The organism is Arthrobacter sp. P1_D12, from assembly GCF_056406175.1.
In genome coordinates, this window is sequence record NZ_JBFUAR010000005.1 from 376,510 (window position 1) to 391,202 (window position 14,693).

Genomic DNA, 14,693 nt, shown 5'->3' on the forward strand with positions numbered 1-14,693 from the left:
CCTGCTCTGGCGACAGCGCGGATGCTGGTCACCGATTCGCATTTTAGGCCAATAAATGACCTAGCGTTTAGAATGGTAGTAGGTGCCCTGTGCCAAAGGGACTTATCTGTCGTGCGTTCCGGTTGGAAATGTCGCGATACCACAGCTGACTTCACCACTGAATCGAGCAATAACGCATGTCTGAAACCACCACCAACACCGCGGTAGCCACTGCATCGCGCAGTGACCTGCGCAACGTCGCGATCGTGGCCCACGTTGACCACGGCAAGACCACGCTGGTCGACGCCATGCTCAAGCAGACCAACTCCTTTGCCGAGCACAACCACCTCGAAGACCGCGTCATGGACTCCGGTGACCTGGAACGCGAAAAGGGCATCACCATCCTGGCCAAGAACACCACGGTCGCCTACAACGGACCGTCCTCCAACGGCGAAACCATCACCATCAACGTCATCGACACCCCCGGCCACGCCGACTTCGGTGGCGAGGTGGAGCGCGGCCTGTCCATGGTCGACGGCGTCGTCCTCCTCGTTGATGCCTCTGAGGGCCCGCTGCCCCAGACCCGCTTCGTGCTGCGCAAGGCCCTCGCCGCGCACCTGCCGGTGATTCTCCTGGTCAACAAGACCGACCGCCCCGACGCGCGGATCGAAGAAGTTGTCCACGAATCCATGGACCTGCTCCTGGGCCTGGCCTCCGACCTCGCCGACGAAGTTCCGGACCTCGACCTGGACAAGATCCTGAACGTGCCGGTTGTTTACGCCGCCGCCAAGGTCGGCCGCGCCTCCCTCGAGCAGCCCGCCGACGGCAGCGCCCCGGAAAACGAAGACCTCGAGCCGCTCTTCCGGGCCATCATCGAGCACATCCCGGCTCCGACCTACAACCCGAACGGTGTCCTGCAGGCACACGTCACCAACCTGGACGCCTCACCGTTCCTGGGCCGCCTGGCGCTGCTGCGCATCTACAACGGCACCCTGCGCAAGGGCCAGACCGTGGCTTGGGCACGCGCCAATGGCGAGCTCAAAAACGTCAAGATCACCGAACTTCTCGCGACCAAGGCACTGGACCGCGTCCCGGCTGAGTCCGCTGGCCCGGGCGAGATCGTCGCCGTCGCCGGCATTGAGGAGATCACCATCGGTGAGACCCTGACCGACGCCGAGAACCCGCAGCCGCTGCCGCTGATCACTGTTGACGACCCGGCCATCTCCATGACCATCGGTATCAACACCTCGCCGCTGGCCGGCAAGGTTAAGGGCGCCAAGGTCACGGCCCGCCAGGTCAAGGACCGCCTCGACAAGGAACTGATCGGTAACGTCTCCATCAAGGTTCTCCCCACCGAGCGTCCCGACGCCTGGGAAGTCCAGGGCCGTGGCGAGCTTGCACTGGCCATCCTGGTCGAGCAGATGCGCCGCGAAGGCTTTGAGCTGACCGTCGGCAAGCCGCAGGTGGTTACCAAGACCGTCGACGGCAAGGTCCACGAGCCGATGGAACACATGACCATCGACGTGCCCGAAGAGTACCTCGGCGCCGTCACCCAGCTGATGGCCGCCCGCAAGGGCCGCATGACCAACATGGCCAACCACGGCACCGGCTGGTGCCGCATGGAGTTCATCGTTCCGGCCCGCGGCCTGATCGGGTTCCGCACCAAGTTCCTCACGGACACCCGCGGTGCCGGCATCGCCGCCTCCATCTCCGAAGGCTACGAGCCGTGGGCCGGCCCCATCGAATACCGCACCAACGGTTCGATGATCGCCGACCGCGCCGGTGTTGTGACTCCGTTCGCCATGATCAACCTGCAGGAACGCGGATCCTTCTTCGTCAAGCCCACCTCCGAGGTGTACGAGGGCATGATCGTGGGCGAGAACTCCCGCGCCGACGACATGGACGTGAACATCACGAAGGAAAAGAAGCTCACCAACATGCGTGCAGCTTCCTCGGACACCTTCGAGAACCTGACGCCCCCGCGCGACCTGACCCTCGAAGAGTCCCTCGAATTCGCCCGCGAAGACGAGTGCGTTGAGGTTACCCCGGATTCAATCCGCATCCGCAAGGTCATCCTGGACACCAACGAGCGTGCCAAGGCCAACCGCGCCCGCGCCAAGGTCTGATCCCGGTCTCCGGGCTTCAGCCACAACGTGATTAAGAGAGCTGCCGGTACGGCAGGCGGCATTGCCGCCGCCGTGCCGGCAGCTCTTTTTGTTGCCCTGGCCGGCACCGCCCTGCACCGCCACGATCTGGTCCTGGGCGGAGTGGACGTCCCGTGGGGCGCCATCGCTGCGCTCGTGCTGCTGGGCTCGGTTCAGCTGTGGCTGGGGGCGGCATTCCGTTCTGTCACCCCGACGGCGGCTTGCGGAGTCCTCTGCTACGCGCTGATTGGCTGGTGGTCCACCCTGGAAGCGGGCAAGCGCCTGGTCATCGGCGACGCCGCGGGCAATATCTGGGTCTTTGGCATCGCAGGCATCACCGTGGCCATGCTCGCCTTGTGCCGGCGCTACAGGAGGCCGACCGGCCAGGACCGGTGACGACGGGCCAGGACCGGACAGCCCTGTCCCGGCTCCCCACGGGACATGCCCATTTTTTGATCGCTCGAGTGGGCGCAATGGCATTATGTCCGGCCCCGGGCTGGTGCGCGGGACATGCCCCGCCCTTATGGTCGGACCTGTCCGGCTCCGCCCCCCAGCCGGCCGGTGCAGTTTTCCACATAGTGCGGGATCCGACTTCCAGGGCGCAGAGTGCGGCTCCACCATGGGTGAATGGCCAACATCATCCAGGTGCTCTCGAATTACGACGGCGTCGCCCGCGCCAAATACATTGCCGCCGCGGGTGTCTCCGATTTTCAGCTCAAGTCCGCGATGGCCTCGGGAGCCGTGTCCCGGGTGGCCCGCGGCGTCTATGCGTTGCCCGGTGCAGACGAGCACCTGATCGCCATACGCTCGCTTCCGGCGGAACCGGCGTGCATCACCGCGGCACACTTCAGCGGGCTGTGGGTCCTTGAAGCCCCGGCCCAGCCGCACGTTGCCCTCACCCACAGCAGGAGCTACCAGGGCTTCGTCTGCCACCGGGCGCCCGCGCCGCCGACACTCCTGGGCACGGTCATCCAATGCTTGCGCTGCCTACCCGAACCTCACGGGCTGATCATCGCCGAATCCGCCGTCGTGCTGAAGGGACTCCCGCTGGGCTCGTTGCGTCAGCGGCTCGATGGCCGGAACGACACCCGGGAGCGTCGGATCGTGTCGGCGATTGTCCCGCAGTCACAGTCGCTCATTGAGTGCCTGGCCCGGTTCCTGCTGCGACGGGCCGGTTTCCATGTTGAATCGCAGGTCAACGTTCCAGGGATGGGACACCTGGACCTGATGGTCGACGGCCGTCTCGGCATCGAGACCGACGGGGCGGGATTCCACATGGACCGGGCCAGCTTCGAGGAAGACCGGCGGCGTTGGAACGTCACCACGCGCCGGGGAATCCCGACTCTTGTTGTGACGTACCCGCTGCTGAGGGACCACCCCGAGGATTTCATCACCATGGTCCGCGACGCCCTGAACCGGCTGTCTGCGGCCGCCTAGAGTCAGACTCCACGTCCAGCTTCGTTCGCCCTTGCGATACGGTTCGGCACTGTGGTCCTGCACTCTGATCCTGCACCGCGCCCAGCCACCGCGGAAATTGTCCCGTGCTCTTTCGATGCACCGCTGGACATGTCCCTTGTTCCGTTGGTTATCCCTGCACATGTCCCTTGTTCTGTTGGTTTACCACTGGACATGTCCCTTGTTCCGTCGATTCACCACTGGACATGTCCCGCGCTGGGTGGCGGCGATGAGCAAGGCTCCGAATTGTCCATCTCCTGAGGCAAGGAGAGGGCATGTCCATTGGTGGCCGGGGGTGGGGTTGGGCATGTGCGTGGTTGACCAAGTCGGGAGGGCATGTCCATTGGTCGCCGTGGGCGGGGTTGGGCATGTGCGTGGTTTGGCCAGCCAGGGGAGGGCATGTCCATTGGTCGGGCGGTGCGGAGGGCATGTCCCCTGGGTGCTACCACCGACGCGCCCACCCCGGAACCGCCCGTCAGGGCTCCTGCACCCGTGGGGCGCGGCGCGGCGGGGGCGGCGGGACTTCCTTGGCCGCAACGACAAGGGGGAGGGCAATGACGACGTCGGAGCGGCGGGTGCGGACGGTGCATACGCCGTCGGCGCGTTCCACGAGCTCGCCGAGGGCATCCGTCAGGCCGCCCTCGATCCTGTACCGGACCACAACGCGGGTGCCGAGCGGGGCTGAGGAGAGGAACTGCTGGGGCAAGGGCAAAGGCGAGCTCATCAGATCATCGTAAGACGCGGAGCATGTGTGACGTCCGGCTAGGTTCGCGGGAACAGGCTGGGAGATAATAGGCTCAGAAGTCAGCAGCCCGGCTCAGGGCCTGGAAATCATCCGGCCGGTCGCCGGAACCAACGTGGAGAGGCCAGGGACGTGACGTACGTAATCGCGCAGCCGTGTGTAGATGTCAAAGACAAGGCATGTATTGAGGAGTGCCCCGTCGATTGCATTTACGAGGGTGAGCGTTCCCTGTACATCCACCCCGACGAGTGCGTGGACTGCGGTGCCTGTGAGCCGGTCTGCCCCGTGGAGGCGATCTACTACGAGGACGACACCCCCGAAGAATGGGCCGACTACTACAAGGCCAACGTCGAGTTCTTCGACGAACTCGGGTCCCCGGGCGGCGCCGCGAAGGTTGGGAACACCCACACCGACCACCCCATGATCGCCGCCCTGCCGCCGCAGAACCAAGAGAACTAGGACGGCGCTACGGTGACATCCGCGGTGCGCACCTTCGGCCTGAGCCTGCCCGATTACCCGTGGGAGGCCATGGCGCCGTATCTCGCCACGGCAGCCAGGCACCCGGCAGGAGCCGTCAACCTTTCCATCGGAACCCCGGTGGACGCGACGCCGGCCCTCATCCAGGACGCGCTGCGCGCCGCCGCGGACGCCCCCGGCTATCCCACGGTGCACGGGACGCCGGCCCTGCGCGAAGCCATCGCCGGCTGGTTTGCGCGCCGGCGCGGCGTCCCCGGGCTCGACCCGCAGAATGTGATGCCAACGGTGGGTTCCAAGGAACTCGTCGCGTGGCTGCCGTTCCTGCTCGGCCTGAAGCCGGGCGACGTCGTCGTCCGGCCCACGGTTGCGTACCCCACCTATGACATCGGGGCCACCTTCGCCGGCGCGGAGCAGGTCGCCGCGGACGACCTCGACGAGCTCGACGCCGGCACCCGGGCCCGCGTGCGCCTGGTCTGGGTCAATTCACCGGCCAACCCCACCGGCAGCGTCCGGGACATCGCGTCGCTGCGGCGGATCGTCCGGCAGGCCCGCGAGCTCGGCGCCGTCGTCGCGTCCGATGAATGCTACGCCGAGCTCGGCTGGGGGGAGTGGGACGTCCAGCGTGGCGGCGCCCCGGTCCCGAGCGTCCTGGATCCGCAGGTCGCAGAAGGCTCCCACGATGGCCTGCTCGCCGTCTATTCGCTGAGCAAGCAGTCCAACGTGGCCGGTTACCGGGCGGCATTTGTCGCCGGTGATCCGGTGATCATGGCGAACCTGGTCAACAGCCGCAAGCACGCCGGGATGATTGTGCCCTATCCGGTCCAGGAAGCCATGCGCGTGGCCCTCGGCGACGACGCCCACGTCCAGGCCCAGAAGGACCTGTACCGGGGCCGGCGGGAACGGATCGTGCCCGCGCTGGAGGGTTTCGGCCTGACAATCCATGAATCGAGGGCGGGGCTTTATCTGTGGGCCACCGCCGGCGAGGCGACGTGGGACACCGTGGGCCGGCTCGCGGACCGCGGAATCGTCGTCGGCCCCGGGGTCTTCTACGGCGACGCCGGCAACGGGTTCATCCGGGTGGCGCTGACCGCCAGCGACGAAAGGATCGACGCCGCCGTCGCGCGGCTGGACCCGTAAGCGTAACAATGCTGTGACGCGTGCCACATGTGGCGTGTTTTTGGCCTTTTGCGGGCCCCCCGGATTAGTGCCACCCGCGAAGTGAAGGTACTTTTTAACAGACGATCAATGGTGGCTTTCCACAAGAAGGCAGCGCAGCCTTTGGAAATCCTGTCCGCACAGGATCCGCGGGCAGCTTCACCAGATGTTGGACCAGCTTTCGACAGAGGCCCCGATGCCTCATGAGGAGACTCCATGACTGAAACCACCAGCGCAACCCTGCGCCATGCCGGCGGCGAACTCGAACTCCCGCGCATCAAGGTTGTAGAAGGGAACGAAGGCTACGACGTTTCCAAGCTGCTGAAGCAGACCGGCGCCGTCGCCTTCGACCCCGGTTTCATGAACACCGCGGCCACCACCTCGGCCATCACCTACATCGATGGTGACGCCGGCATCCTGCGCTACCGCGGCTACCCGATCGAGCAGCTGGCCCAGCACTCGAGCTTCCTGGAAGTCTCCTACCTGCTGATCTACGGCAACCTGCCGACCCCCACCGAGCTGGAGTCCTTCGACCAGCGGATCCGCCACCACACCCTGCTGCACGAAGAGCTCAAGGGCTTCTTCAGCGGCTTCCCCCGTGACGCCCACCCGATGCCGGTGCTGTCCTCGGCCGTGTCGGCGCTGTCGACGTTCTACCAGGACTCGCTGGATCCGTTCAACGCCGAGCAGGTGGAGGTGTCCACCATCCGCCTCATGGCCAAGATGCCGGTCATCGCCGCCTACGCCCACAAGAAGTCGATCGGGCAGCCCATGCTGTACCCGGACAACTCGATGAACCTGGTGGAGAACTTCCTGCGCCTGAGCTTTGGTCTGCCGGCCGAGCAGTACGAGGTGGACCCGGTCATCGCGAAGGCCCTGGACCTGCTCCTGATCCTGCACGCCGACCACGAGCAGAACTGTTCGACGTCGACCGTCCGCCTGGTCGGTTCCTCGAACGCGAACCTGTTCGCCTCCGTCTCCGCCGGCATCAACGCCCTCTTCGGCCCCGCCCACGGCGGTGCCAACGAGGCCGTCCTGAAGATGCTGCGCCAGATCCAGGCCGACGGCATCAAGCCTGAGGACTACATGGAGAAGGTCAAGAACAAGGAAGACGGCGTCCGCCTCATGGGCTTCGGGCACCGCGTCTACAAGAACTACGACCCGCGCGCCAAGATCATCAAGGCCACGGCCCACGAGGTCCTGAGCAAGCTCGGCGGAAACGACGAGCTCCTCGACATCGCCATGCGCCTTGAAGAGAAAGCCCTGGGCGATGACTACTTCATCCAGCGCAAGCTCTACCCCAACGTGGACTTCTACACCGGCCTGATCTACAAGGCCATGGGTTTCCCGGAGAAGATGTTCACCGTGCTGTTCGCCATCGGGCGCCTGCCGGGCTGGATCGCCCAGTGGCGCGAGATGATCAGCGATCCGAACACGAAGATCGGCCGCCCGCGCCAGCTTTACGTCGGCGAACCGGAACGCAACTACCCCTCGCTGTAGCCGGCCCGCCGGCCACGGCGCGCGCGATAGACAGTACGACGCCGTCATCCGGCGCCAGGAAATAGTTGACGCAGTCTTCAGGATCATCGCAACGGATGGCCTCGAGCGGGCCTCGCTGCGGGAAGTTGCTGATGAAGCGCAGCTGGCCGTCGGCTCGGTGCGGCACTATTTCGCCAGCAGCGACGAGCTGTTGACCCACGCGTTCGCCGTGGTGGTGGACCGAATCGTCGGCCGCCTCACCGACGCGGACTCCCTGCTGGGCGATGCGCCGCCGGCGTCGGGGGAGCAGCATGCGGCCGTCCTGGCACTGCTGGGTGAGTTTCTTCCACTTGACGAGCAACGGGCGGTTGATGCCTGCGTCTGGATGGCCTTCAAGAATGCCGCCCGGACAAGGCCGTTCCTGGCCGCCGAGGCCGACCGCAGCCACCGGGCGGTGGCCGCCGTCGTGGGCGGGCTCATCCTGGGCCTGGCCGAGGCTGAAGGCGTTGACGCCGACCACGCGGCCGGCCTCGACCAGCAGGTGCTCGTCACCGAAGCGGAACTGCTGCTGGCAGTCCTGGACGGTCTGACGATGCACGCCCTCCTGCAGCCCGAGTGGATGACGGCCGTGATGTGCAGGGATGTGCTCGAAGCCCACCTGGAGGGCCTGAACCGACGGCTGGCGGCCGGGCAGCCAGCCGTTAACGCCTCATAACAACAGGAATAGACTGAGATCGTACGTCTTGCCAAGGAGGCAATTGGATGCACCACACCGGCGGACCAGGCTGGCGGATCACGATGGATACTTCTGGTCCCATGCTCATTGCCCTCTACGTTCGTGACGCCGCCGGTTTGGACACCGCGGGACACCCGGCGCTCTGCCATGCGGCACCGAAGATCCGCGCCTCGGACCACTCCCACCTGATCGCCGAGGTTGGCGGCCCGGCTGCGCTCAAGACCGAATGGGAGGCCTGGTGGGAACAGCTGCTGAAAGACCACCCGGAAATGTCCCCCGAGCTCTCCCCGCCGGGCTTCCGTGCGTTCAGCAATTCGCCGGCCCTCCGGCGCGTGCTGCAGGCCCACTTCGGGGCCGCTTTGACGTGGGCCCGGGAACGCCTCGCGGAATACGGGACCCTCGAGGCGGAGCGCGAAGCCAACGGCAACAACGAGCTGCTGGCCGACATGGTGGAGGACCGCCTGCTGGACGTGGGACGGGCTTCAAAGGATTTCGGCCTTACGATCATCGAGCTCCCGCTTGCGGAGCCGCGGGCCTGGTATCTCGAGCCCGACAAGATCATCATGAGCCACGAGCTGTTGTCCCAGCCGGAGCTGTTCCGCAGCTACGTGCAGCCAGTGGTCGATCTCCTCGTCTGAGCCCGCCCGGTTGCGGCTGACCCCGTTAGCGCGGCTGACCCGGCGGCGGCTGACCCCGGTAGCGGTCAGGTGCCGGGGGCGTCTGCGACGGTTACCCTGACCTGGCCGGCCGGGACTTGGGCCGGCTGCCAGCCGTCGCGGGACTGCCGGTTCCAGGCGCGGCCGTCGACCTCCACGCTGGTGATTTCGAGCTCCTTGGCGTTGGCCACGGCCCACTGGCCCACGGCCCAGGCCTGGCTTCCTTCGGCCTCCACGAGCAGGGTCCGGCCGTCGGTGGACGCCGTCACGTCCCCGAGCGCAGCGGTCAGCCCTGCGGTGACGGCGGCAGGATTCCCGGCGGCATCGGGGGAGCGCAGCGAGCAGTCCAGGCCCGCGGGCGTCTGCCCGCTCAGGGCGGAAGCGAAGGCGCGGGCCATCACCTCATGCTGGGCGTAGGCCTCCGGGTACGCCGAGCGCTGGACGCGCTGGGCGGCAACGGTGATATCGAGCGACTCGTACCCGGAAACCTCGACGAGCGCATCGTAGAACGCATTGCTGGCGTGGTACGGGTCCATCACCTGCGCCGTGGTGCCCCAGCCCTGGGACGGCCGCTGCTGGAAGAGTCCGCGGGAGTCGGGACCGGCCTGGTCGCCATGGCCGATGTTGCGCAGTTTGGATTCCTGCATCGAGGTGGCCAGCGCGATGCTGGCGGCCCGGGCCGGAAGTCCCCGCCGGACCGCGACGGCTGTGATGAGGGCAGCGTTGGCCGCCTGGTCGGTGGAGAGGTCATCGCCTCCGCTGCCCGTGGCCGTGCAGCGTTCGGTGATCAACGTCTCCGACCGCTGCAGGAACGCCACCGCGGTGTAGATGCCGCCCGCGACCATCGCAAGGGTCAGCAGAAGGACGATCCGGCGCCGCCAGCTCCCTCGTCGTGCCACGAAAATACTCCCTCAGGCCCCTGCGGGCTGCGTCATCGGCTTTTTCGTCGGGGCGGGTCGGCCCCGCCGGCGCGGTCTTCGCCGCCCGCCATACCGTACCAGCCGGTGCGGTCAGTTGGCGTGCAGGGCCTCGTTGAGCTCCACCGTCTGGCCCTTGCGGGGGAGGACCTCTACCTCACCAGTGGTGGAATTGCGGCGGAAGAGCAGGTTCGGAACGCCGGAAAGGTCCACGGCCTTGACGATCCGGCTGGTGTCTTCGCCGTCGGCGTCCTTGGGGCCGATCACGCGCACACGGGTGCCGGCGGTGACGTAGAGGCCTGCCTCCACCACCGAGTCGTCACCGATGCTGATGCCCACCCCGGAATTGGCGCCGAGGAGGACCCGCTCGCCGAGGGAGATCTTTTCCTTGCCGCCGCCGGAGAGGGTTCCCATGATCGAGGCCCCGCCGCCGACGTCGGACCCGTCGCCGGTGACGACGCCGGCCGAGATCCGGCCCTCGACCATGGAGGTACCCAGGGTTCCGGCATTGAAGTTCACGAAGCCCTCGTGCATGACCGTGGTGCCTTCGGCCAGGTGCGCGCCGAGCCGGACCCGGTCGGCGTCGGCGATCCGGACGCCGGAGGGAACGACGTAGTCCACCATGCGCGGGAACTTGTCCACGCCGAACACCGTGACGGCGCCGCGCTTGCGCAGGCGCGCCCGTGTCAGCTCGAAGTCCTCCACGGCTGCGGGGCCGAAGTTGGTCCACACCACGTTGGGAAGCTTGCCGAAGATGCCGTCAAGGTTGATGGTGTTGGGCTGGACGAGCCGGTGGGAGAGCAGGTGCAGGCGAAGGTAGGCGTCCGCCGTGTCCGCGGGTGCCGCGTCCAGGTTGATCTGGGCAAAGACAACTATCTGCTCGGTGCCCCGGTCCGGGTCAGTGCCGCTGGCGGCGATGTCGATCAGCGACTGGTCCGCGTTCTCCACGTCATGCAGGTGCTTCGCGGCGACTCCGAGCGCCGGCGCCGGAAACCACACGTCCAGCACGGTGGCGTCACCGTTGCGGGTGGACACGGTGGCCACCCCGTAGCCATAGGCAGAGCGGGCGTCAGAACGAGCGTCGGAGCCGGCGTCGGCGGGCACAGCGGAAGCAGCAGTTTCAGTCATGGCCCAAGTCTAACGAGAGGCCCCTCGGGCCCTGAAACTCATGACAACCCGATTGGCACGCTGCAGGGGCCACTTGACGCCTGGGAACGGCCCCGGCAGCGACTCAGGTGGGACGGGGAGGCAACAGATAAGGTGGAACGGTGACCCCCACGAACCCGCGCACCCCTGCCAGTGCCACCGCCAGCGTCCCTGTCCGCACACCGGTCCATCTGGACCTCCGCCAGGACGTCGCCCTGCTCACGGCCGCCCTGATCGACATCAACAGCGTCTCCGGCAACGAGGGGGTCCTGGCCGACGCCGTGGAGCATGCCCTCCGCCAGCTGCCGCAGCTGGAGCTGGTCCGCGACGGCGATTCGATCATCGCCCGCACCAACCTGGGCCGGGCCGAGCGCGTCATCCTGGCCGGCCACCTGGACACCGTGCCGTTGCCCACCACCGAGGGCTCGCTGGGGACCGTGCCGGCGTATTGGCCCTCCGGGGCCCCGGGAGAGGGGATCCTCTACGGCCGCGGCGCCACTGACATGAAGGGCGGCGTCGCCGTGCAGCTGGCGCTGGCGGCCACCATGTTCGACGGCGGGGCGGAACCAGGCAAGGACGTCACGTTCGTCTTCTACGACCACGAGGAGGTCGAGGCCGTGAAGAGCGGCCTGGGCCGTCTGGTGCGCAATCACGGCTCCCTGCTCGGCGGGGACTTCGCGATCCTGCTCGAGCCGACCGACGGGACGGTGGAGGGCGGCTGCAACGGCACCAGCCGCTTCGAAGTGACCACGAACGGCGAGGCTGCCCACTCGGCCCGGGCCTGGATGGGCAGCAATGCCATCCACGCCGCGGCCCCGGTCCTGGCCCGGTTGGCGGCGTATGAGCCGCAGACCGTGACGGTTGACGGCCTGGACTACCGCGAAAGCCTCAACGCCGTGAAGATCCACGGCGGCACGGCCGGAAACGTCATCCCGGACAAGTGCGTCGTGGAAATCAACTACCGCTTCGCGCCGGACAAGACCCCGGACGGAGCCGAAGCCGTCGTGCGCGAACTGCTGGACGGATTCGACGTGGTGCGCACCGACAGCGCGGCCGGCGCGCGGCCGGGCCTGAACCACCCCGCGGCGGCGTCCTTCGTCGCCGCCGTCGGCGCGGAGCCGAAGCCCAAGTACGGCTGGACCGACGTCGCACGCTTCAGTGAACTGGGCATCCCCGCGGTGAACTTTGGACCCGGCGATGCTCTGCTGGCGCACAAGGACAACGAACACGTCGAAGCGGACGCCATCCGCGAATGCCTGCGGGCGCTGCGGACCTGGCTGAGCGCCTAGCAAAGCCTAGGAAGCAACGCCCAGGAACCAACGCCCAGGACACAAGTAACGGACAAAGGGTCCGGAACCTCCGTGAGGTTCCGGACCCTTTGTGGGTGGGACGGCTTACTTGGCGGCCGGAATACCGGCGACCGGCACGTGCGCCACGCCGCCGGCGGCGCGCTTGGAGCCGCGGCGTTCGAGCCAGATGGCCAGGCGGGAGACCGCCAGGTCGATCGCGATGTAGATGGCCGCGGCCACGAAGAACACCGGGAACAGGTACTGCGGACCCAGGAAGTCCGCCATGACCTGCACGGCCCGGAGCAGCTCGCCGTAGGCGACGATGTAGCCGAGAGACGTGTCCTTCAGCAGCACCACGAGCTGCGCGACCAAGGACGGCAGCATGCGCCGGATGGCCTGCGGCAGCTCGATGGTCAGCCGGCACTGGAAGCTCGTCAGGCCGATCGCCAGGCCGGCCTCACGCTGGCCCTTGGGCAGCGACTGGACGCCGGCGCGGATGATCTCGGCGAAAATCGCCGAGTTGTAAAGGACCAGGCCGGCCACGACGGCGATGAACGAGCTCGTGGCAAAGACGAGCAGCACGAACAGCATCATGAGCACAACGGGCATGCCGCGCAGGAATTCCAGCACGATCCGGGTGGGCACCCGGATCCAGGCGTTGTCCGAGATGCGCATCAGGCACAGGAGCAGGCCCAGCGGGAAGGCAATCACGGCCGACACGGCCGCGGCGGCCAGCGTGGCGCCGATGCCGGCGGCGATCAGGGCCCAGACCTCGGGAAGCTGGAAGACCGCCCAGCGTTTGGGGTCGAAGATTCCCTGCTGGGCCAGGGTCATGACGGCCAGGACGAGGAGGCCGCCGATCACGATCACGCCGATGATGGAGCCGATCAGCGAGACCCGGCGGGCTTTGGGGCCGGGGACGTCATAGAGAACGGAGCTCATCGTGCGATCGCCACCTTTCGTTCAACGACGCTGGCGAGGAAGCCAAGCGGGATGGTTATCAGCAGGTAGAAGAATGCGATGCCGACCAGAACCCACATGACGGCGTCGCCGTTGGCATTGGCCAGCTGCTTGCCCTGGCCGAACAGTTCCAACACATAGAACGCGCCGGCCACAGAAGAGTTCTTGACCAGGGCGATCAGAATGTTGATCAACGGCGGGATCACGGTGCGCAGGGCCTGCGGCAGGATGATCAGCGAGAGCACCTGGGTGAACTGCATGCCGATGCTGCGGGCGGCCTCCGCCTGGCCCACCGGGACACTGTTGACGCCGGAGCGCACTGCCTCGGCAATGAAGGCCGAGGTGTAGGCGCTCAGGGCGATGATGGCGGCGACCTCGAACTGCTGGAACGTGACGCCGAGGCGGGGCAGAACCACTGCTGCGAAGAAGAACGCGATGGTCAGCGGGGTGTTCCGGACGATCTCGACGTACGTCATGCTGAAGCCACGCAGCGCGGCGACGGGCGAGACACGGGCGGCAGCCAGGATGGTGCCGAAGACCAAGGCGATAATCCCCGAGATCAGGGACAGGAAAAGGGTTCGGAGAAAACCGTCCCAATACTGGGGGAGGTTTTCAATGATGACGTCCATAAGTTCCTTCAGCTGCGTTGAGGGGATTCCAGGCGAAAGACGGGAGTGGCGGCCGTCGGGCCGCGGAAAATCCGCGGCCTTGTCGGAGGCCTCCAGCTGGTCATTGACCCACGTGCGGAAGGCGGTGTCGTCCTTCTTCAGGCCGATGCCGTAGGGCTCCTTAGTGAAGGTCTGATCCGATGCCAGCTTGAAGGCGTCCGGTTCCTTGGACACGAAACCGGCCAGGATGACGTTGTCGGTGGTGACGGCTTCAACCTGGTGGTTCCGCAGCGGTTCCAGGCAGGCTGAGTAGGTCGCGGCCGGAACCAGGACGGCTCCGTACTTCTCCACGATCGTCGAGGCTGGCGTGGAGCCGGTCACGGAGCAGACGTTCTTGCCCTTGACGTCTTCGGGCTTGGTGATGGAGTTGTTGTCCTTGTTCACCATGAGCGCCTGTCCGGCCTCGTAGTACGGTCCAGCGAAGTCGACTTCAGCCTTGCGCTTGTCGTTGATGGTGTAGGTGGCGACGATCATGTCCACCTTGCCCTGCTTGAGGAACTGCTCGCGGTTGGCGGAGACAGTTTCGACCCACTCGATCTTGTCGGCGGGAATGCCCAGCTTGGCAGCCATCAGCTTGCCGATTTCGACGTCGAAGCCGACGGGCTTGCCGTCGAGGCCCTTCTGGCCGAAGAGCGGCTGGTCGAACTTGGTGCCGATGGTGATCTTGCCCGCGGATGCAAGCTTGGCCATGGTGGAATCGGCAGGAAAGCTCGGCTTCTCGGCCACGGGCGGGTTGGTGGTAGTGGAGGAGCTGCCGCCACAGGCGCTCAGGCTGAGTGCCAGTGCTGCGGAAGCGGCAACCAGAAGGGATTTCCTTCGGGTCAAAAATGCCATCATGACATTCCTTTCATTGGGCGGCCGCCGTCCGGCAGCCAGGGTGCGAAAACGTA

14 protein-coding genes and 1 pseudogene are annotated in these 14,693 nt (G+C 66.5%); 9 read left to right on the forward strand and 6 right to left on the reverse strand.

The genetic code is table 11. The annotated features are described in order from the left end of the window. Positions 1-176 precede the first annotated feature (176 nt). From typA to AC1DZV_RS06235, 3 genes are all read left to right on the forward strand, one after another. On the forward strand, positions 177-2,105 hold the full coding sequence (gene typA / locus AC1DZV_RS06225) for a translational GTPase TypA (protein ID WP_079550304.1): 1,929 nt from the start codon (positions 177-179) through the stop codon (positions 2,103-2,105). A 27-nt stretch (positions 2,106-2,132) separates the two neighbouring features. Continuing rightward, positions 2,133-2,519, forward strand: coding sequence for a hypothetical protein (locus AC1DZV_RS06230; protein WP_476950016.1), 387 nt, complete (start codon positions 2,133-2,135; stop codon positions 2,517-2,519). 231 nt (positions 2,520-2,750) lie between these two features. Further along, complete coding sequence (locus tag AC1DZV_RS06235; RefSeq protein WP_476950015.1) at positions 2,751-3,560, forward strand: type IV toxin-antitoxin system AbiEi family antitoxin domain-containing protein; 810 nt, start codon at positions 2,751-2,753, stop codon at positions 3,558-3,560. 493 nt (positions 3,561-4,053) lie between these two features. Here the strand turns inward: AC1DZV_RS06235 and AC1DZV_RS06240 are convergent, their stop codons facing one another. Continuing rightward, the gene (locus AC1DZV_RS06240; protein WP_043434852.1) at positions 4,054-4,302 is read right to left on the reverse strand and encodes a putative acetyltransferase; all 249 of its coding nucleotides are present in this window, start codon (positions 4,300-4,302) and stop codon (positions 4,054-4,056) included. A gap of 150 nt (positions 4,303-4,452) precedes the next feature. Between AC1DZV_RS06240 and fdxA the strand changes: the two genes are divergently transcribed. The 5 genes from fdxA to AC1DZV_RS06265 all read left to right on the forward strand — a co-directional run bounded on the left by fdxA (position 4,453) and on the right by AC1DZV_RS06265 (position 8,805). Beyond that, positions 4,453-4,779 (forward strand): ferredoxin, encoded by a 327-nt coding sequence (gene fdxA, locus AC1DZV_RS06245; RefSeq protein WP_028275689.1) that lies wholly within the window; start codon positions 4,453-4,455, stop codon positions 4,777-4,779. Positions 4,780-4,791: 12 nt separating this feature from the next. Next, complete coding sequence (dapC, locus tag AC1DZV_RS06250) at positions 4,792-5,934, forward strand: succinyldiaminopimelate transaminase (RefSeq protein WP_476953247.1); 1,143 nt, start codon at positions 4,792-4,794, stop codon at positions 5,932-5,934. A gap of 234 nt (positions 5,935-6,168) precedes the next feature. Then, positions 6,169-7,452 (forward strand): citrate synthase, encoded by a 1,284-nt coding sequence (locus tag AC1DZV_RS06255; RefSeq protein ID WP_028275687.1) that lies wholly within the window; start codon positions 6,169-6,171, stop codon positions 7,450-7,452. A gap of 46 nt (positions 7,453-7,498) precedes the next feature. After that, positions 7,499-8,146: a TetR/AcrR family transcriptional regulator gene (locus tag AC1DZV_RS06260; RefSeq protein ID WP_476953266.1), complete on the forward strand. Its 648-nt coding sequence runs from the start codon at positions 7,499-7,501 to the stop codon at positions 8,144-8,146. Positions 8,147-8,193: 47 nt separating this feature from the next. After that, on the forward strand, positions 8,194-8,805 hold the full coding sequence (locus AC1DZV_RS06265) for a hypothetical protein (protein WP_028275685.1): 612 nt from the start codon (positions 8,194-8,196) through the stop codon (positions 8,803-8,805). 65 nt (positions 8,806-8,870) lie between these two features. On the opposite strand, the gene AC1DZV_RS06270 is transcribed toward AC1DZV_RS06265, so the two are convergent. Together AC1DZV_RS06270 and dapD are read right to left on the reverse strand one after the other, a co-directional pair. Next, positions 8,871-9,722 carry a hypothetical protein gene (locus AC1DZV_RS06270; protein ID WP_476953248.1) on the reverse strand — a complete coding sequence of 284 codons (852 nt, stop codon included), beginning with the start codon at positions 9,720-9,722 and terminating at the stop codon, positions 8,871-8,873. A gap of 111 nt (positions 9,723-9,833) precedes the next feature. Beyond that, positions 9,834-10,868, reverse strand: a complete 1,035-nt coding sequence (dapD, locus tag AC1DZV_RS06275; protein ID WP_476950012.1) for a 2,3,4,5-tetrahydropyridine-2,6-dicarboxylate N-succinyltransferase — start codon at positions 10,866-10,868, stop codon at positions 9,834-9,836. A gap of 209 nt (positions 10,869-11,077) precedes the next feature. On the opposite strand from dapD, the gene dapE reads away from it, so the two are divergent. After that, on the forward strand, positions 11,078-12,175 hold the full coding sequence (dapE, locus tag AC1DZV_RS06280) for a succinyl-diaminopimelate desuccinylase (protein WP_243181144.1): 1,098 nt from the start codon (positions 11,078-11,080) through the stop codon (positions 12,173-12,175). A 105-nt stretch (positions 12,176-12,280) separates the two neighbouring features. Here dapE and AC1DZV_RS06285 read toward each other — a convergent pair whose 3' ends face one another. From AC1DZV_RS06285 to AC1DZV_RS06295, 3 genes and pseudogenes are all read right to left on the reverse strand, one after another. After that, positions 12,281-13,117: an amino acid ABC transporter permease gene (locus AC1DZV_RS06285; RefSeq protein ID WP_028275681.1), complete on the reverse strand. Its 837-nt coding sequence runs from the start codon at positions 13,115-13,117 to the stop codon at positions 12,281-12,283. Beyond that, on the reverse strand, positions 13,114-13,764 hold the full coding sequence (locus AC1DZV_RS06290) for an amino acid ABC transporter permease (RefSeq protein WP_476953267.1): 651 nt from the start codon (positions 13,762-13,764) through the stop codon (positions 13,114-13,116). The genes AC1DZV_RS06285 and AC1DZV_RS06290 overlap by 4 nt, the downstream gene beginning before the upstream one ends. An 83-nt stretch (positions 13,765-13,847) precedes the next feature. Then, positions 13,848-14,640 (reverse strand): annotated as a pseudogene (locus AC1DZV_RS06295) (glutamate ABC transporter substrate-binding protein); the annotation flags it as partial. Between the last annotated feature and the right edge of the window lie 53 nt (positions 14,641-14,693).